At 68.6% G+C, this 16,572-nt stretch carries 21 protein-coding genes; 12 read left to right on the top strand and 9 right to left on the bottom strand.

All coding sequences use genetic code 11. The features are described from left to right. Positions 1-20: 20 nt before the first annotated feature. From BFF78_RS09580 to BFF78_RS44665, 3 genes are read left to right on the top strand one after another with little or no spacing between them, the layout of a single operon-like run. Complete coding sequence (locus BFF78_RS09580) at positions 21-569, top strand: RNA polymerase sigma factor (RefSeq protein ID WP_227025788.1); 549 nt, start codon at positions 21-23, stop codon at positions 567-569. Beyond that, positions 560-1,231, top strand: coding sequence for a hypothetical protein (locus BFF78_RS09575; RefSeq protein ID WP_079161238.1), 672 nt, complete (start codon positions 560-562; stop codon positions 1,229-1,231). Before BFF78_RS09580 ends, BFF78_RS09575 begins: the two co-directional genes overlap by 10 nt. Next, the gene (locus BFF78_RS44665; protein ID WP_227025787.1) at positions 1,228-1,608 is read left to right on the top strand and encodes an Asp23/Gls24 family envelope stress response protein; all 381 of its coding nucleotides are present in this window, start codon (positions 1,228-1,230) and stop codon (positions 1,606-1,608) included. The genes BFF78_RS09575 and BFF78_RS44665 overlap by 4 nt, the downstream gene beginning before the upstream one ends. Positions 1,609-1,810: 202 nt before the next feature. Here BFF78_RS44665 and BFF78_RS09565 read toward each other — a convergent pair whose 3' ends face one another. Next, a complete protein-coding gene (locus BFF78_RS09565) occupies positions 1,811-1,984 on the bottom strand; it encodes a CsbD family protein (RefSeq protein ID WP_069777905.1) in 174 nt (57 codons plus the stop codon). A 139-nt stretch (positions 1,985-2,123) separates the two neighbouring features. Here BFF78_RS09565 and BFF78_RS09560 point away from each other — a divergent pair, with 139 nt between their 5' ends. Beyond that, positions 2,124-2,294 (top strand): hydrophobic protein, encoded by a 171-nt coding sequence (locus BFF78_RS09560; protein WP_069783483.1) that lies wholly within the window; start codon positions 2,124-2,126, stop codon positions 2,292-2,294. A gap of 204 nt (positions 2,295-2,498) precedes the next feature. Here BFF78_RS09560 and BFF78_RS48115 read toward each other — a convergent pair whose 3' ends face one another. Continuing rightward, a complete protein-coding gene (locus tag BFF78_RS48115) occupies positions 2,499-2,930 on the bottom strand; it encodes an STAS domain-containing protein (protein WP_227025786.1) in 432 nt (143 codons plus the stop codon). 262 nt (positions 2,931-3,192) lie between these two features. Here BFF78_RS48115 and BFF78_RS09550 point away from each other — a divergent pair, with 262 nt between their 5' ends. Continuing rightward, on the top strand, positions 3,193-3,528 hold the full coding sequence (locus BFF78_RS09550; protein WP_418346631.1) for an ATP-binding protein: 336 nt from the start codon (positions 3,193-3,195) through the stop codon (positions 3,526-3,528). A gap of 183 nt (positions 3,529-3,711) precedes the next feature. On the opposite strand, the gene BFF78_RS48105 is transcribed toward BFF78_RS09550, so the two are convergent. From BFF78_RS48105 to BFF78_RS09525, 6 genes are all read right to left on the bottom strand, one after another. Continuing rightward, a complete protein-coding gene (locus BFF78_RS48105) occupies positions 3,712-4,467 on the bottom strand; it encodes a hypothetical protein (RefSeq protein WP_227025785.1) in 756 nt (251 codons plus the stop codon). Beyond that, a complete protein-coding gene (locus tag BFF78_RS48100) occupies positions 4,389-4,991 on the bottom strand; it encodes a threonine/serine exporter family protein (RefSeq protein WP_069777903.1) in 603 nt (200 codons plus the stop codon). The genes BFF78_RS48105 and BFF78_RS48100 overlap by 79 nt, the downstream gene beginning before the upstream one ends. A 239-nt stretch (positions 4,992-5,230) precedes the next feature. After that, the gene (locus BFF78_RS46120) at positions 5,231-5,485 is read right to left on the bottom strand and encodes a hypothetical protein (RefSeq protein ID WP_159032986.1); all 255 of its coding nucleotides are present in this window, start codon (positions 5,483-5,485) and stop codon (positions 5,231-5,233) included. A 55-nt stretch (positions 5,486-5,540) separates the two neighbouring features. After that, positions 5,541-5,909: an NADPH-dependent FMN reductase gene (locus tag BFF78_RS09535; RefSeq protein ID WP_227025784.1), complete on the bottom strand. Its 369-nt coding sequence runs from the start codon at positions 5,907-5,909 to the stop codon at positions 5,541-5,543. A 381-nt stretch (positions 5,910-6,290) separates the two neighbouring features. Beyond that, positions 6,291-7,571, bottom strand: a complete 1,281-nt coding sequence (locus BFF78_RS09530; protein ID WP_069777902.1) for an amidohydrolase — start codon at positions 7,569-7,571, stop codon at positions 6,291-6,293. A 48-nt stretch (positions 7,572-7,619) separates the two neighbouring features. Beyond that, positions 7,620-8,294: a trimeric intracellular cation channel family protein gene (locus BFF78_RS09525; protein ID WP_069777901.1), complete on the bottom strand. Its 675-nt coding sequence runs from the start codon at positions 8,292-8,294 to the stop codon at positions 7,620-7,622. 494 nt (positions 8,295-8,788) lie between these two features. Here BFF78_RS09525 and BFF78_RS09520 point away from each other — a divergent pair, with 494 nt between their 5' ends. The 5 genes from BFF78_RS09520 (at position 8,789) to BFF78_RS09500 (ending at position 14,392) form a co-directional block, all read left to right on the top strand. Next, entirely contained in the window at positions 8,789-9,571 is a 783-nt protein-coding gene (locus BFF78_RS09520; protein ID WP_069777900.1) for an MEDS domain-containing protein, read from the top strand. Next, complete coding sequence (locus BFF78_RS09515; RefSeq protein WP_069777899.1) at positions 9,568-10,518, top strand: sensor histidine kinase; 951 nt, start codon at positions 9,568-9,570, stop codon at positions 10,516-10,518. Before BFF78_RS09520 ends, BFF78_RS09515 begins: the two co-directional genes overlap by 4 nt. Before the next feature lie 243 nt (positions 10,519-10,761). Then, on the top strand, positions 10,762-11,184 hold the full coding sequence (locus BFF78_RS09510; protein ID WP_079161787.1) for an STAS domain-containing protein: 423 nt from the start codon (positions 10,762-10,764) through the stop codon (positions 11,182-11,184). A gap of 451 nt (positions 11,185-11,635) precedes the next feature. After that, positions 11,636-12,733 (top strand): IS110 family RNA-guided transposase, encoded by a 1,098-nt coding sequence (locus BFF78_RS09505; protein WP_069777897.1) that lies wholly within the window; start codon positions 11,636-11,638, stop codon positions 12,731-12,733. A gap of 525 nt (positions 12,734-13,258) precedes the next feature. Continuing rightward, positions 13,259-14,392, top strand: coding sequence for a PP2C family protein-serine/threonine phosphatase (locus tag BFF78_RS09500; RefSeq protein WP_227025783.1), 1,134 nt, complete (start codon positions 13,259-13,261; stop codon positions 14,390-14,392). Between the two features lie 19 nt (positions 14,393-14,411). Here BFF78_RS09500 and BFF78_RS46115 read toward each other — a convergent pair whose 3' ends face one another. Further along, a complete protein-coding gene (locus BFF78_RS46115; RefSeq protein WP_159032985.1) occupies positions 14,412-14,576 on the bottom strand; it encodes a hypothetical protein in 165 nt (54 codons plus the stop codon). Positions 14,577-15,155: 579 nt separating this feature from the next. Here BFF78_RS46115 and BFF78_RS09495 point away from each other — a divergent pair. Together BFF78_RS09495 and BFF78_RS09490 are read left to right on the top strand one after the other, a co-directional pair. Next, positions 15,156-15,545 carry a lipocalin-like domain-containing protein gene (locus BFF78_RS09495; RefSeq protein ID WP_079161236.1) on the top strand — a complete coding sequence of 130 codons (390 nt, stop codon included), beginning with the start codon at positions 15,156-15,158 and terminating at the stop codon, positions 15,543-15,545. Positions 15,546-15,670: 125 nt separating this feature from the next. Beyond that, a complete protein-coding gene (locus BFF78_RS09490; protein WP_069777894.1) occupies positions 15,671-16,546 on the top strand; it encodes a fumarylacetoacetate hydrolase family protein in 876 nt (291 codons plus the stop codon). The last annotated feature ends 26 nt before the right edge of the window (positions 16,547-16,572 follow it).

The following is a 16,572-nucleotide window of genomic DNA, read 5'->3' as shown; positions in this document are numbered from 1 at the left end:
CATCGCCGGGCCGCGACCCGATGGGACGCGACCTGCCGGACGGCCTGCTGGCCGTACGGGCGGCCGAGGGGGACGAGGACGCCTTCGCCGTTCTCGTCCAGCGGCACGGCCGGCCTCTCCTTGCCCTGGCCCGCTGCATGCTCGGCAACCCCCAGGACGCCGAGGATGCTGTCCAGGACGCCTTCGTCAGCGCCTGGCGCCGGTTGCCTGAATACCACCACAGCGCGGAGTTCCGTACCTGGATGTACCGGATCACCGTCAACCGCTGCCTGACCATGCGCCGTCGCCGGCCTCCGCCCCTCTCGCTGGACGTCGTCGCCGAGCCGGCGGCTAGGGACGTCTGGAGCCAACCCGTCCGGTCTGCGGAGCAGGACGCGGCCACCGCCGCCCTGTCGCGAGCACTCGGCGATCTCGACGCCGGGCAGCGACTCTGCTGGACCCTGCGGGAGGTGCAGGGCCTGTCCTACAAGGAGATCTCCCACGTGACGCGGACCAGCGAACAGACGGTGCGCGGCAGACTGTTCAGGGCACGCAGATCCCTGCAGGAGGCGATGGGCCCATGGCGCTAGACGACCCGCACGCGCGGCCTCCCGGACCGCCCGGAGCCCACCGGCCCGGTTCCGCGGCGGGTGCCACCGACGCCCGCCCGTTCGCGGGTGACGAGGTCCTGCCCTGCGGCCGGCTGCTCAGCCGGGTCTGGGAACAGGCGCGGGACGCGGCGGCGGGGGCGGACCCGCACACCCTCTCCTGCCCTCACTGCCGCGAGGCCGCCGAGGGCCTGGCCGTCGTGAACGCGGCCACCCGAGCGCTGCGCGCCGAGAACACGCCCGGCCTCCACGCACTCGCCGATCGCGTCATGGACATCGTCAGGGCAGAGGTACGGCTCGGGCGGCTGCTGCCCCTGGACGACCCGGACCGGGAGCTGCGAATCGCCGAGAGCGCCGCGGCGAAGGTACTCAGGCAGGCCGCGGACACGTTCCCCGGTGCCAGGGCCGCGACCTGCCGGCTCGTACCCGTGGGCGAAGGCACCGACGTTCGGGTGACCATGACCCTCGCCGCCGCTCTCGACCGCCCCCTGCCCGACCGGGTCCACCAGGTGCGCCGATCGGTCCTCCACTCGGCCGCACGAGACCTGGGCCTTGCCGTGACGGCCGTCGACATCGCCGTGGTCGACGTCCTGGAGCCCGAGCCACCCCTCCGTCCCGGCCTCACGCCCGCCGGCGGTGCATGATGACTGTCCTCCGCACGACCACGCTCCTCGGCGCCGCGGCGCAGGCGGCCCTCGCAGTTCCCGGTGTGGCGGCCCTGCAACCCGGTCTCAGCCATCGCCTGGCGGCAGCCGCCGCGCCCACCCGGTCGGACACCACGCTCCACCGCACCTCGCCCGAGGAAGGCATCCGCGCCGACCGGTCGCCGGACGGTTCGGGATGGCGCATCGAGGTGCGCTGCGTCCTGTCCGAGGGCCGACCGGTGCTGGACATCGCCCGGAACGTCCACGACCGGGTGACTGCCGCCCTCAGCACCCACCTCGCCACACACGGTGTCGCGGAGCCGTTCACCGTCGCGGTCACGGTGAGCGGTATCGCCGCCCGGTACGACGCGGCATGAGCGGCGGCGCGGGCGCAGGCCCCGCAAACCGCGGCTCCTTTGCCTCCTGCGACTCCGCATCGCCGGGCTGGACCACCTCTTCCCGCTCCACCCGGGCAGCCGCCCCGCCACCCGGCCCTGACTGCGGTCCCGTTTCCGTTTCGTGACAAAGCGAGGGCTTTTCCGGACGAGTTCCGGGAAAGCCCTCGACAAGTGCGGGGCGTCAGTGCTTGAAGGCGTCCTTGACCTTCTCCTTCGCCTCACGGGCATCGCCAACGCTCTTCTTCGCCTGGCCCTCGGCAGCCATGCGGTCATTGCCAAAAGCCCTACCCAGGGTCTCCTTGGCCTTGCCCTCGGCCTGCTCGGTCTTCGCCTTGGCCTTCTCGCCGGCGGTCATGGAATGCGCCTCCTCGTAGCCACTGTTGCCGATTTCGCGGTAAATCCGCTCGTGCCCAGGCTTCCCCCTCACAAACAAGGTGGCGTCCGGAATGGAGGCGCAAGTGCAGGGCAGACGGTGCCACAGGAGGTTGATAACTATGGTTCCCCTGCTTCTTGTTCTTCTTCTCGCGGTAATCCTTTTCGGCGCGGGTTTCGCCGTCAAGATTCTGTGGTGGGTGGCCCTGGCCGTGCTGGTGCTGTGGCTGCTGGGCTTCGTCATGCGCTCTACCACCACCGGCGGCGGTCGCGGCCGCTGGTATCGATGGTGACCTGAGACCTTGCGTCTCATGCGTCGGGCCCGGCCATCATGGCCGGGCCCGACGCATACGTCCTACAGGCATACACGCGAAACCGCACCGCATCCGGACGAAGGAGTCTCAAAGCGTAAGTCAAATGGGTGTGTTGCGGTTGGGGGCGGGGCGGTCGTGCGTGACGGAACCCGCGCAACCTCCCACCGCATCCCCTCCCCGGGCTCACCACAAGCCGCACAGGGGCTCGTAGGCGAATTCCAGGCCCGAGCCGCCGAGACTCCTGGCCTCACCCTTCGCCTCGTGTCGGAAGGTGAACTTGCATGACGGTACGTCTCCTGCCCCGCGTCCCCGCCGACACCGGCCGACGAGGGAGGTGGTCCTTGGACTGGACCCGCACCGGGACAGTCGCATAGCTGCTGTGCTCTCCCTGGTGAGGGCAGTGACCATGCCGCTGGAGTCCATGAAGGTCACCTCGCTGAGGTCCGCCACGATCCGCGGCGGAGTCGCGCCGTCGTCAGACAGCAGTGCCTGGCTGAGGACGTCCTTCACGTCGTGGTCGATCTCGCCGTGCACGGTTACGATGAGGACGCCGTCGACCACTGCGTGCTGGATGGAGAGCCGGCCTGGCCGGTCTTCCTTGTGGATGTCGCTCACGTCTCCTCGGCTGCGCCTAGGCTTGCCCCACTGCCGCTGCGGCATGCGCCCAGGCAGCCGTGCCGGACCACACCCCGGGTACATGCATGACACTGCCGCGGGTACTTGCGCACGTCAATGGGGGAATGAGGGCGAGATACGTGGGATTCCATGCCGACGGTGTCGGCTCCACCGGAGATCAGTACCTGATGCGAGCCGGTTACGCCTTGGACAGAGGTGACGGCTGCATCGGCGACGCCCGCCACCACGCTGCCGCCTTCCCGTGGCCGCTCGCGCGAGAGACCTCACGCAGCTGGTGGTCAGTGAGTTGGTCACCAACGCCCTCAAATACGCTCCCGGCCCCGTCCTGATGGAATTGCGCACCAATTCCCTTGCCGTGGAGGTCGTCGTTTGGGACAGCGACCCCACCGTGCCCGCTGCCCGCCCCGCCGATCCCGGCAGGATCGGCCAGTACGGCCTAGAGATCGTCAAAGCCGTCGCCCAGGACCTCTTCATCGAACAAGAGCCTGTCGGCAAACGCATGACGGCCCGCCTAGCCCTGTCCGAGAGGCTCAGCAGCGACACCGCGTCCGCCGCTGAGCGCCACCCGCCTCCTTGATCGCGGCGCGGACCGCTTCGATCACTCCCGTGTAGACGAGGTCGAGCGCGCCGAGGTGGGCGCTCGAGGTCCAGCGGGCGCCGACGACGACCGGTGGAAAAATCGCACGGCTGGCCGGGACGCAGGCGCCACTGATCCACGGTCGGGACATGAGCTGCTGCGGGCGGTGCGGCAGAGACATGGTCAGGGCGGCCGCTGAGGCGTCGAGGGGGCATGGCGAGAGATGGTCCGCGTTGTGTTGCGGGCATGCGTGAGTGCCATACCGACGACCAGTCCGATGGCGATGGCGGTGACGATCGTGATGAGTTTCTGCAGGTCTTGGAAGCCTTCGATGACGTAGCCGCCGGCCAGGGTGGTCAGGCCGCGCAGGCCCAGCGAGCCGACGGTGAGGGTGAAGAAGCCAGGCAGGATGAGGATCAATCGAGGAGGGCGGGCGGGGTTGCGGTCCAGCAGATTGGCTGCGGCGGCCAGCACCACGGCTGCGACGAATGTGCCTCCGGTCTCCCGGATCAGCTTGGTGAACAGTGACTGCACCCCGACGGTGGCGTAGACAAGCACAAGGAGAGTTCCGAAGAAGCGGTGGGGGATTGCGAAGGCCAGGACCGTGCCGGCGGTGAAGGCGATCCCGCCCGGGATCAGTGCCCACTTGGGCAGGTCGGCGCTGGCAGCGGTGTCGAAGAGGGTGTTGAGGGGGGTGCCGGTGACGAATATGCCCAACAGGACGCCGAGGTAGAGCTGGACGAGCAGGAATATGGAGTAGACGAGCCGGATCGAGCCGGTGGTGATGAGGCCGACGGCCAGCTCGGTGGTCGATGCGCTCAGGAAGTCACCGGGAACGAAGTAGAACAGCGCCGGGAGCATCAGCAGGACCGGGCCGCCGTGTGCCGGATCGCCGGTGAACACTTCGATGGTGACGACGGAGACGACGGCTGAGACCACCAGGGGAGGACTTTGGACAGTCGCGGTGCATGAACGGCGGCGACCACGAGTGCCGCGGCGATCGCGCCCAGGACGGCCGTGGTGGTGATCTCGTACCAGGTGGGCTGGACGAGCGGGGCGAAGCCCAGGGAGAACAGCAGGACGCCGAGGAACTTGAGCCACCAGGGGTACGGGGGCGGGGCGGCCTCGATGCGCGCCAGCCTGCGGTCGGCCTCGGCCACCTTGAGCTTGTCCGCCTCGACGTCGGCCAGGAAGGGCTTGAGTGCCGCGGCTTGGTCGAGCCGGATTACCTCCGGGAAGCCGTGCACGCACACCGTGCGCATTCGGCCGTCGGCCGCGGCGATCGAGAGCACGGCCGCTTCGGGCACGAGGACTACGGACGCTTCGCCGCCGAACACGTGAGCGCTGGTGTGCACAGCTCCCTCGATGGAGTAGGCGCCCTCGCCGGAAGAACGCAGCAGCAAGGCGGTGAGGCGGGCCAGGAAGGCGGTCAGATCGTCCAGGCCGGCTGCCGGATGCCCCATGCCCGCCTCCTTCGCCGACGTCGGGAACACCAGGGTGCAGGGCGCGCAAGGCGCCGTAGTCCGTTACGGCTTCAATCGATAGGTCGGGGGAAAGAACTGAACTGCCCATCGGCGGAAGTGGAAAATGTCGCTACCCCCGTGCGATCGGAGGATGTCGACCGTCCGCCTGGCCTCGTCCTTGCCCCCGCACCGGAACGAAGATCAGCCATTTGCCCTGGCTCAAGGCGGTAGAGTGGCCGCTACCGTTTCACCTTCGTACCTCCGTGCTGCAGCCCGCGCATGAAGCGGCCGTAAAGGCCATGCGAGGTTCCCTTGTTGTCCAGGAGTTGCTGGCCTTCCGGCCCCTTCAGCACGTTCACGCGGGACAGATTGATCCCGGCTTGTTCCAGTTGATGACAGGCAGCCGTATACCGTTCTTCGTTATCCAGAACGGCAGCTACACGCTTCATGGGATACAAGTAGAAGCGCTCTTCGTTCATACGCGGCTGACCCATATGAACCCCTTCATGTCGCTTCTCATAGAGGGCGACGCACCCAGACCCGCATTCTTCATGATTTTCGCGGAAGCACGGTGAGAACCCGGACCACGTGATCCCGGAATTCCTCCATGAAGTCTCGGAGGAAACGTTCCGTATGCTCGTCGACGACTTCGCCGTCATCGGTGAAGACATCGGGCTTGAATCTGACGTATGCTTCCGGTGCATTCATTTGCGGCGAGTCGCAGAAGCTCAGGACACCGCGCAGGCTCTGCTGGGCGAGGGCAGTGCCGAGGGCTCGGTTGTACTCGGGGGTCACGAACAGGAGGGCGTCTGCTGAGGCGATGGCATCCTTGAGTGCCTTGCCCTCGGCCGGGTAGTCGCTGTCGTAGTCGTAACTGTAGAGAGGCAGATCCTTGATCGGGATCTCAAAGAATTCCAAATCAGATGGGGCCAGCCGGATCAGGGCTTTTTGATAGCGTTCGGTTGATGGAGTGAGTCGCCAGACTTCCCACGAAGTAGCCGACCCTGTACGTAGTCATCGGTTCCTCGATTCAATTCAATGCGCGTCTTCCGTTTTTTCGTATCGCGCGCTCCGACAGGCAGGGAGTTCCGCAAGGAACGAAACCGCGGCCGGGAGCGGAGCGCGTGCCGGCAGGTCCGTCCAGGTGACCGCGTGCGTCCACCGCCGCCCACCCGCATTCCTTGACGGAGGTGTGAAGCGCGGCGCTGGGAACCGAAGCCGCGCCGGCTGCGCAGACTGCCGCCGAGGTGGTCGATTGCTCTGTGCTGCGGCATCAGAGGCGAACCGGCGCCGGAAGGCTCATCGGCTCGTACGGCCCGGTTTCCCGAGTTGGGTGAGTGCGGCTGTGACCAGTGCTTGGACGCCGGTGTCCAGGGTGGGCTGCAGGACCGGAGCGAAGCGGGGGCTGTGGTTGACCGGGATCTCCTGGGCCACGGTGCCGCGTTGCCGGGCCGCCTGGTAGGCGTCCGGATCGGCGCAGCCCAGGGCCCAGTAGGTGTACGGGGTGCCGAAGGCGTCCGGGATCCGGCTGAAGTCCTCGCTGGCGCTCTGCATCTCGATGGTGACCGCGCGCTCTGCGAACATCGCGGCGAAAGCGTCGGAGACCTCGCGGGTCACCACGTCGTCGTTGACGGTCGGCGGAAAGCGGGTGCCCTCCTCGATCTGCGGCGCGCGAGTCGCCCCGGACGCGTCGCACTCGGCATCGACGATGCGCCGCAGGGCGGCCAGGACGGCCTGCCGGGTCTCGTCGTCGTACGTGCGCACGTTCACCAGCAGTTCCGCCGACTCCGGGATCACGTTGCCGCTCGTGCCCGCCCGAACGGAGCCCACCGTGACCACGGCTGGCTGGGTGGCGGCCAGCTCGCGCGAGACGATCGTCTGGAGCCGGACGACGATCATCGAGGCGATCACCACGGGGTCGATGGCGGCCTGCGGTGCCGAGCCGTGAGCACCCCGGCCGTAGACAGTGATCTTCACATTGTCCGCCGCCGAGAGAAAGGACCCGGCGCGGGTGCCGACCTGCCCGGCCGGATAGGGAAGCACATGCTGGGCGAAGGCCACGTCCGGGCGGGGAACACGGTCGGTCAGCCCGTCGGCGAGCATCCGGTCAGCACCGTCCCCCGGCTCCTCGGCAGGCTGGAACAAGGCCACCAGGGTGCCCTGCCAAGCCTCCGGCGCGGCGGCCATGAGCTGTGCCGCTCCCAGCAGACAGGTGATGTGCATGTCGTGACCGCAGGCATGCGCCACGGGCACCCGCCGGCCGGAGGCATCCGCGGCTTCGGCCGTGCCGGCGTAGGGCAGACCGGTCTCCTCAAGGACCGGTAGCGCGTCCATGTCGGCCCGCAGTAATACGGTCGCCCCCTCGCCGTTGGCCAGCACACCGATCACACCGGTGCCGCCGATCCCCTCGTGCACCCGGTAGCCGCAGTTTCTCAGGCGTTCCGCCACACCGGCCGCGGTGCGGTGCTCCTGGTGTCCCAGCTCGGGGTGGGCGTGCAAGTCCTTGTAGACCTCTTCGAGTTCGGACCGGACAGCACCGAGCCCGGCCAGCACAGCATCCGCGGAGTCCTTGAGCGTCATGGCTGTGCACTCCTCCCTCTCGGCTGGTGGTCCCAGCGCCGGTTCATGTCAGGGCCCCCGGCCCTTGACCGGCCCCGGCCGCCAGTCGCGGCTGCCCGGCAGCCTCCAGCCCCAGTGGAACGCGGCCAGCCGCAACGCGATGCCGACCGCGATTCCGGCCAGGACACCTACGGTGGGTGCGCCGAGCCGGCTGCAGACAACCAGCACCACGCTCACCAGCACCGCGACGGTCGCGTACAACGGGGTGCCACCGAAGATGGAAGGCGTGCGAGCCAGAAGCAGGTCCCGGATGGCCCCGCCGCCGACCGCTGTGATGGTGCCCAGCAGCACGGCCGGCAGCCAGCCCAGGCCGACAGCGAGTGTCTTCTGCGCGCCGGCGACCGCCCATACGCTGAGCGCCGAGGCATCCAGCAAGGTGAAGGCCCAACCGGAGGTGTGGCGGCTCAGGTCGGCCAGGAAGGTCAGCAGGGTGCCGGCGATGGCGACCGTGAGATAGGTGTAGTCGGTCAGGGCCACGGGGGTGCCGTGCTGCAACAGGGTGTCGCGGAGGATTCCGCCGCCCAGGCCCGAGACGATGCCGATGACCAGGAAGCCGAACAGGTCCAGACGACTGGCCCGGGCCAGCACCCCACCGAGCGTGCCGTTGGCGAACACTCCGCTCAGGTCCAGCGCCCGGGTCAGCTCGGTCAGACTCTCTGGCGACAACGCCCGGGCCACAGACACCGGCGTCTCCCTTCACCCTTCCACCATCGAAACAGCCGGAGATGCCACGTGCCCGCCGGGCATGGCATGCGGGGCAGCTTCCCCGGCCGGCCGGCCGGACTGCGACGGTGACGTCCGCTCACAGGTCAGGTGCCGTATGGGTGGCGAGAACCACTGAGCAGGTATGGGGTCACCCCGAGCAGGGGAGCGCCAACGGCATCCGACGCCGTCACCGGCTACCTCTCCGGGCGCGATCCCAAGGACCCCGGGGTCCTGGCCCAGGCCGGCCTCGCGGGCTGCTCCACGGCCTACTGGTGGTCGGCGGCCGTCTTCGTCGCCGGCCTGGTTGTCACCGCTCTGCTCTACCGCCGTGGGGTATCCCGACAGAACGGGAACGCTTCACCTGTCGTGCACATGCAGGAGGGCAGGTAGTGCCGCTCCGAGAGGCCACCTCCGAGGCCGGGCACGTGTCGGCACCCTGTCAGTAGAGTGAGACGCGTGAGGATGGAGGAGCAGTGAGAGCGCCGCGCACTCTGGCCACTCTGGACGAGGTCGACACCGGTGATCACGTCTGCCAGGTGTTGGACCGGAGCGACCACGTCATCGACCGCAGCCGGTCCTTCGTCGCGGACGGGGCCCTGTACGGGGACAAGGTGGTGATCGTCGGGCCGCCTCTCGAAGCGGGGAGTGAGTTCGCGCAGCTCGTGCTCGACCCGGCTCGGCTGGACGGCTCTCTGCTGGCCGCGGTGCGCCGGGAGGCGGCCAACGCCGACCGCGAGGGGTTCCGCTCGCTCCGGGTGCTGCACCACGTCGGGCCCGACTGCCGTCCGGAGCGGACGAAGGAACTGTTGCGCAGTGAACTCGATCTCGAGGAGTTCGCCGCCGACACCGGAGCCCTGGTGGTCTGCGCCTACAGCGGTGCGGACCGGGATCCCTCCCTCCTGGAGCAGATCAGGTGCGTGCACCCCCACAGTCTGGGCAGCCGTCCGACGGCACCGGCGTTCCAGGTGTACCGCACGGGGAAGGAAGGCTGGACGGTGAACGGGATCGTCGACAGCGAGGGGGCGGTGGCCTTCGGCACCATCCTGTGCGCCCTCCTCGCCCAGAAGGCCACGGTGCGCCTGCTCTGCCACGCACTTGAGTTCTTCGACGCCGCCGGGATGAGCGCCCTGGCTGATGCGGCCAGGCACCTTCCGGACCGCAAGGTCGTTTTGGAGGGCACCAACGACACCGTCCGGCTCACCTGGCAGCTGTCCGGCTTCGCGATCCCCGAGATTCCGGTGGTGATGGCGCCGTGACCTCCTCTTCTCCCCCCGACGCTCCGGGCACCGGATACCGGCACGAGCTGTATCCGTACTCCGGCAGGGACGCGTTCGTCGAGGGCGCCCTCAGTTTCATCCACGACGCCCTCGCAGGTGGCGAGGCCGTCATCGTAGCCGTCCCACAGGACAAGGCGTCCCTGCTGCGCGCCGAGATCCGCGACGAGGATGCCGTCCGCTACGTCGACACCGCAGGGGTCGCGCACCATCCCGGTCGGCTCATCGGAGCCTGGCAGGAATGGCTTAAGGAGTACACCTCGCAAGGCCGACCCGTCCGCGGGATCGGCGAATCACCCTGGGACAAGGTCCGCGGCCCGGCCGAAGCCGAGGAGCTGCGCTATCACGAATGGCTCCTCAATAAAGCCTTTGCCCTGGGGCCGGCCTGGTGGCTGCTGTGCCCCTACGACATCGCTCACGACAAGGCATCACTGGCGGAAATGGCCCGGTGCCATCCTGAGCTGCGCCAGGACGGCCGCACGATGCCGTGTGCGGACTACGACCCGCAGGCACCGTACCGCTTCACACCGCTCACCGACCCGTGCGACCCGTACGAGGAATTCGCCTACAGTAGGGGTGACCTGCCCGCCCTGCGCGAGAAGATCGCCGCGTGCGCCGAACGGCTCGGCCTGACCGGGCGACGCCTGAGAGAACTGCACCTGGCCGCCACGGAGGTGGCCACCAACAGCATTCGTCACGGCGGCGGACACGGTGTGCTGCGCACCTGGAGCGAGGAGCGCCGACTCGTGTGCGAGTTCCGCGACGCAGGCTACATCGAGGACCCACTGGTCGGACGGAGAAGGCCGGACGCCACGCAGGTCGGTGGTCGCGGCCTGTGGCTGGTCCATCAGCTCTGCGACCTCGTGGAGATCCGCTCCGCACCGGATGAGGGGACCAGGGTCAGGCTCCACACCGAGCTGCCGGAGTAGACCCACGGCATAAACCGCACCGATCTCACCCGGCCCGGACGGTGGCCTGAAGCCAGGCACCCTCCCGGGCGGGACGGCGGATGGCGTTGCATGCGGCAGACCGCCACCCGCGGCGGGCATCGCACCCGCATATGCATAGGTCTGCCCCAAGACAAATGGGGCAGACGGTGGAACAGAGGCAAGGCCCGCAGCACACCTGTGACCCGGCCCGACGAGAACGATCTGGAACGGAGTCCCTTCTTCATGCTCACTGTCCGGATGCAGCACGAGGACGCGACGATCGCACAGCTCCCGGAGACGGTCGACTACGACAACACGCCCCTTGTCGGTGCCCAGTGCGAGGACTTGGTCAACCGCGGCTGCACCACCCTGGTGCTGGACGCATCCCAGGTGCAGTACATGGACTCCTCCGGCATCAGCATGCTCATCACGCTGTCGCGCACCCTCAACCGCCGCGCCGGCAACCTGCGCGTGGCCGCTCTCAGCGCCCACTACGAGCAGGTGTGGCGCATGCTCGGGCTCGAGGAAGTGTTCCCCGTCTTTCCCACAGTGAACGCCGCCCTCCAGCCTCCTGCCGCAGGCGACATCCCCGGGACACCCGAGGAATGGACCACGCCTGACATGCCTGCCGCATGGGCAACCCGGACGGAGAAGACGCCGGGGTAGGGTGTGCCGACCTCATCGGTGCGGCGGCTGCACACGGAGATCCGCCGCAGTACCGACGTGGCCGGGATCTTTTCCGACCGCGTCGCCCTGGTGAGGTTTTCGGCGCCGTCCCGGCCGAGCAGAACGGCGAATGGACCGCGTTCATCGTTGCGTGGCAACCACTTCAGTCGTTCGTACATTTTCCGGAGGTGCCGACGCCGCCGCCGACTTCTGCCTGGCTGAAGATGCCCGTCGACGTTTCCCGTTCCGTGCTGCTGTCGGCGCACGGTCGGAAGTCGAGAACTCCGGCAGCGTGCAGAACCCGCGATCAGCCATAGCTCGCGCAACTATCGACACGTACTGTCCCAATAGGGGCCTTGCCGAGTTCAGGCGCCATCACGGTTCAGACCGCCCGAGCAGGCCGGTGCCATCCACCCCAGCCAGCACGTCACCACGTCGGAGGCGAACCATCATGACGACCCGACAGCACAGCACCTCCTCGAGCACGGATCCGCCCGTTCGGCGCGAGGTCGTACTGGGCGTGGACACGCACGGCGAGGTGCATGTCGCCGCCGTGATCTCCCCGCTGGGGAAGGTCCTGGGCACCGCGTCCTTTCCGGCCACGGCGGCCGGCTATCGGCAGCTTCTCGTGTGGGCCCGCAAGCGGGGGACGGTGCGCCGTGCCGGTGTGGAGGGCACCGGCACCTTCGGCGCGGGCCTGGCCCGCTACCTGCTGGCGCAGCAGGTCGAGGTATACGAAGTGAACCGCCCCGACCGCTCGGCCCGCCGGCTGCTGGGGAAGTCGGATCCGCCCGACGCTCAGGCCGCCGCGCGGGCCGTGCTCAGCGGTCGCGCCCGGGCCCGGGCCAAGTCCGGCGACGGTCCGGTGCACAGCGCCCGGATGTTCAAGCTCGCCAAGGACTCCGCGGTCAAGGCCCGTACCCAGGCGATCAACCAGCTCAAAGCCGTCCTGGTCATCGCCGATCCCGCACTGCGGGAACGCCTGTCCAGCCTGGGCAACCGCGAGCTGTTCCGCACCTGTGCACGCCTCGGGCCAGGCGACGGTGAGGACGGCGAGAACGCGGTGGCCCAGGCCACCCACATGACCCTGAGAATGCTCGCCGAGCGCATCGAACAGCTCACCGGGCAGATCGATGAGCTGAACCAACGCCTGACCCGACTCGTCGAACACCACGCCCCACAGCTGCTCGTACCGGTGGGCATCGGCCCGGACAGCGCCGTCACTCTCCTGATCACCATGGGGGACAATCCCGAGCGGCTGAACACCGAGGCGTCCTTTGCTGCCCTTTGCGGAGTCAGCCCCGTCGAGTACTCCTCCGGGCGGCGCATCACGCGACGGCTCAACCACGGCGGCGACCGGCAGGCCAACGCCGCCCTGCACCGCATCGTGTTCACCCGCCTGCGCCACGACCCCCGAACCCAGGCGTACTACGAACGCCGCACCCAGGAAGGCAAGACCCGGCGTGAGATCATCCGATGCCTCAAGCGGTATGCCGCCCGGGAGGTATTCAGCCTGGTCAGACCGGTTTCCCGCACCCCCGTGTTATAGGGGCGTCAGTGATACGGCGAGGCCCTGCCGGGGTCCTTCCTGCCGGGACTCTACTCGGAGCCCTGAGACGGCGCAGCCGCACCGGATTGCTCCGGTGCGGCTGCGCCGTGAGATCGGCTGCGCTGTCGCGGACGATGCAGTCGGCGCCTCACGCAGTCTGGGTTCCTGCGACGATCTGTGAGTGCCTGATTTGCGATCGCACCCGCGTACTCGTCCGTAACGATCCGCGTAGCACATGGCGCGCCCCGGCCGCGCGCGGGTAGGGGCGTGAATGACGAGGCGGTGGCCGCGCTGTCCCCCCCCCACGGCGATCGCGCCGGTCCGGGCGCTGACCTGACCAACCCGGTGGCCGTCGACCGCCTGCGGGACATCCTCTAGGCGCCTCTAGGCGTCGAGGGGCGCAGCGTCGCAACAGCGAGTGCGATGTCCTGGGGGAGCCTGCGCGCGAAAAAGGAGTAAAAAGAACATATGCGTCTGCGGGGTGTCTGGCGGGACCGGCTCCCGGAACAGCGGCGCGGTCTGTTGGTGACGGCGCTGGCGCTGATCGTGGCCATCACTGCGGTGGACATCGGCATCGGCACCAGTGTTCATCTGGGCCCGCTGCTGGTCATCGCGCCGACGTTGACCGCCGCCTTCGCCGGTCCGCGGCTTACCGCTCTGGTCGGGGCTCTGGCGGAGGTCTCCTTGGTGATCATCGCGATTTTCCACGGCGGGCTGACCACGACCAACCACGTGGCGCAGCTGATCGCCCTGGCTGTGCTGTCAGCTCTGGTGGTCTTCGTCTGTTATGTGCGGGAGCGGCATGCCCGGGAGCTGAGCCGGTTGCGGTCGGTGGCTGAGACGGCGCAGCGGGTTCTGCTGCGGCCTCCACCTCGCCGGATCGGGCCGTTGCGGGTGGCCTGGCTGTATCTGGCCGCCGAGGACGAGGCTCAGATCGGGGGCGACCTGTTGGCGGTCGCCCGCGCTGATCACCCCTGCACCCGGGTACTCATCGGCGACGTACGAGGCCATGGTCTTGCCTCCGTCGGCGAAGCATCGGTGGCGATGAGTGCGTTTCGTGAGGGCGCGCACCGGTACCCCTCCTTGCCCGAGCTCGCCACCGCCGTCGAAGAGAGCATCTGCCGGAACCTGGATGAGGCCGCCGACACCGCGCACGATGCCGGCGAGCACTTCATCACCGCCATCATGATCGACATCCCCGATCAGGGCCCACAGGCTGAGATGCTCAATTGCGGCCATCCGCCGCCCCTGCTGATCCGCGGTGACCAGGTATCTGCCCTGAACTCCCGCCGTCCCGCACCCCCATTGGGCCTGCGTGCTCTGTGCGTACTCAACGACCGGACCGACCGGTTCGCCTTGGAACCGGGCGACATGCTGCTGCTCTACACCGACGGCGTGATCGAAGCCCGCTCACCGACCGGAGCCTTCTACCCGCTCGCCGAACGCGTCGCCTCCTTCCCCGCCTCAAGCCCCGACGCCTTGCTGCACCACATTCACCGCGACCTGCTCGCGCACACCGGCGAGCAGCTCACCGACGACGCCGCCTTCCTGATCATCGAACGCACCCCGTCACACCATCTGCACCGGCCGCTCCTCGCGTCCCATGCCGACGGTCGCACTCGTCCACAGCCAGCTGGCCGTCACGGTCTGGCCCGCTGAACACGTTCCGCGCATTCCCTCACCCCGATGCGAGCGGGCGACCGCCATGCTCTTCCGCTGCACAGTCTGCGGCGCCCACCTCGCCTACGCCGGCGGAGGCGGTGCCCCCGGCGCCGAGGAGGGCTGCTGCGGCGATGGCGGCCGAGGTGGTCGCGAGAGCGGCGCGCTGCACGAACTTGTGCATGGTCGTCTCCCTGTCGCAAGGGCTGGTCGTGGTGGGGCGGCCAGGGCCTGAAACCCCTTTCTATGCGCTGTATGGGGCCGCCCCCCGACCCCACCACGCGGTCCGCGCCGCACTTCCTGCCAGCAACGCCCCGCCATGCGGGGAGCCGTCGAGAGAAGGGCGGACGCCACGGACGCCGTGCTCCTGGAGCTGTTGGAGGAGCATGGGAAGGCGCCTCCGTCAAGGGCGAGACCAAGCGGCTGAACGCATCGAAGGGTGAGGGCAGCACCGGCACGAACCTCTGATCGTGCCTGCGGCACGAAGAGAGGGCCTCGCACGACACCGGTGCCGCGCGAGCTACTCCATTTCGTTTCGAAGCGCGGGTTGCGGACCGGCGCTGCTCACATGGGTGCGGTCAGCCCAAAGCAAGCGGAATTTTGAGTTCCGGAGACCAAGATCCCGTGCCGCGGTCGCGGGTTGACTGCTCTGTGTGGGTGGCAGGAGCCGGCCACTCGGCCTGGCCGCCGGGCCGTCACCGTGGTGCTGTGACGGTGTCTGCGCGGCCGGGCCGACGGAACTGAAGCACGGTGCGAGGCACACATGGACAGTTTGCTCGGAGCTTGGGTCCTTGAGGACTTCTCGCTGACACGAGAGGGGACGGTCGTCCGTCCGCTCGGGGAGCGTCCCAGGGGGGTGCTGCACTACGCCGCCGACGGCTGGATGAGCGCACTGCTGACAGTCCATCCCGATGACGCCCCGGTCGTATCCCCGTTCGAGGAGGCAGCCGCCGGGACCGTGGCGTACGCCGGACGCTGGGAGCGCGAGGCGGACGGGTCGGTCGTGCACCACGTTCAGGCCAGTCACTACGCACCGTGGACGGGGACGGACCTGGTACGCCAGGTCCAGTTCGGCTCGGGACGGCTGGAGCTGACAGCTGCCGGGGCCGACGACTCCCAGGTGCGCATTGTCTGGCGACGGGCCGACGCCTGACGACGTAGGACGCGCTCGGTCTCCCGCCACACAGCCGGAGCAGCGACAACGACCGTCCGACTGATCACCCGATCGTCCCGTTCCCCCTTTCCCTTTTCGCTTTCTGAACATGGAGGTGTTGTGCCATGCGGACAGCCACGCTCAACAGCCGTCTCGTGCTCGTCTTCCCCGACGGCGCCGTAGATGTGGAGAAGGCCAGCGACGGCCTGTTCTCCTCGGACCCGCAGGCGGTCTTCGACCGCTGGGCCGAGTTCCGCGACTGGGCCCAGTCGGCGGCCGCGACCGGCCACGAGCGGATCGCCGTGGTGGAGCAGCAGCTGGGCGCGCCGGTGCCGCGCCCGCGGCAGGTCTTCGCGGTCGGGCTGAACTACGCCGACCACGTGGCGGAGTCGGGGGTCGCCGTACCGGAGCGTCCCGCTGTCTTCACCAAGTACGTCACGTCCCTGACCGGGCCCTACGCCACGGTCGAGCTGCCGAGTGCCCTGGTCGACTGGGAGGTCGAGCTGGTAGCGGTGATCGGTCGTGAGGCGCACCAGGTCGCCGCTTCGGACGCGTGGCAGTACGTGGCCGGCCTCACGCTCGGCCAGGACCTGTCCGAGCGCGGCATCCAGTTGTCGGGACCGGCGCCCCAGTTCTCCCTCGGCAAGTCGTTCCCCGGCTTCAGCCCGACCGGGCCGGTGCTGGTCACCCCGGACGAGTTCGACGACCCCGACGACCTCGCGCTCGGCTGCGCGATCGACGGCGAGACCATGCAGGACTCCCGTACCTCCCAGATGATCTTCTCGGTGTCCCAGCAGATCGCCTGGATGTCGTCGATCTGCACGCTGCTGCCCGGCGACCTGATCTTCACCGGCACCCCGGCCGGCGTGGGCGGTGCCCGGAACCCGCGCCGGTTCCTGGCCCCCGGCGAGGAACTGCGCAGCTGGATCGACGGCATCGGTGAGCTGCGCAACCCCCTGGTCGCCGGCCCCACCTACCCCGAAGGCATCCAGGCCGTCTGACGCGCGGCCCCACACCTGTCTGCGTA

Origin of the sequence: Streptomyces fodineus (assembly GCF_001735805.1) — a bacterium.
Taxonomy (GTDB): domain Bacteria; phylum Actinomycetota; class Actinomycetes; order Streptomycetales; family Streptomycetaceae; genus Streptomyces; species Streptomyces fodineus.
The sequence above is the reverse complement of the archived record's forward strand: the minus strand, read 5'-3'. Positions and strand labels throughout refer to the sequence as shown.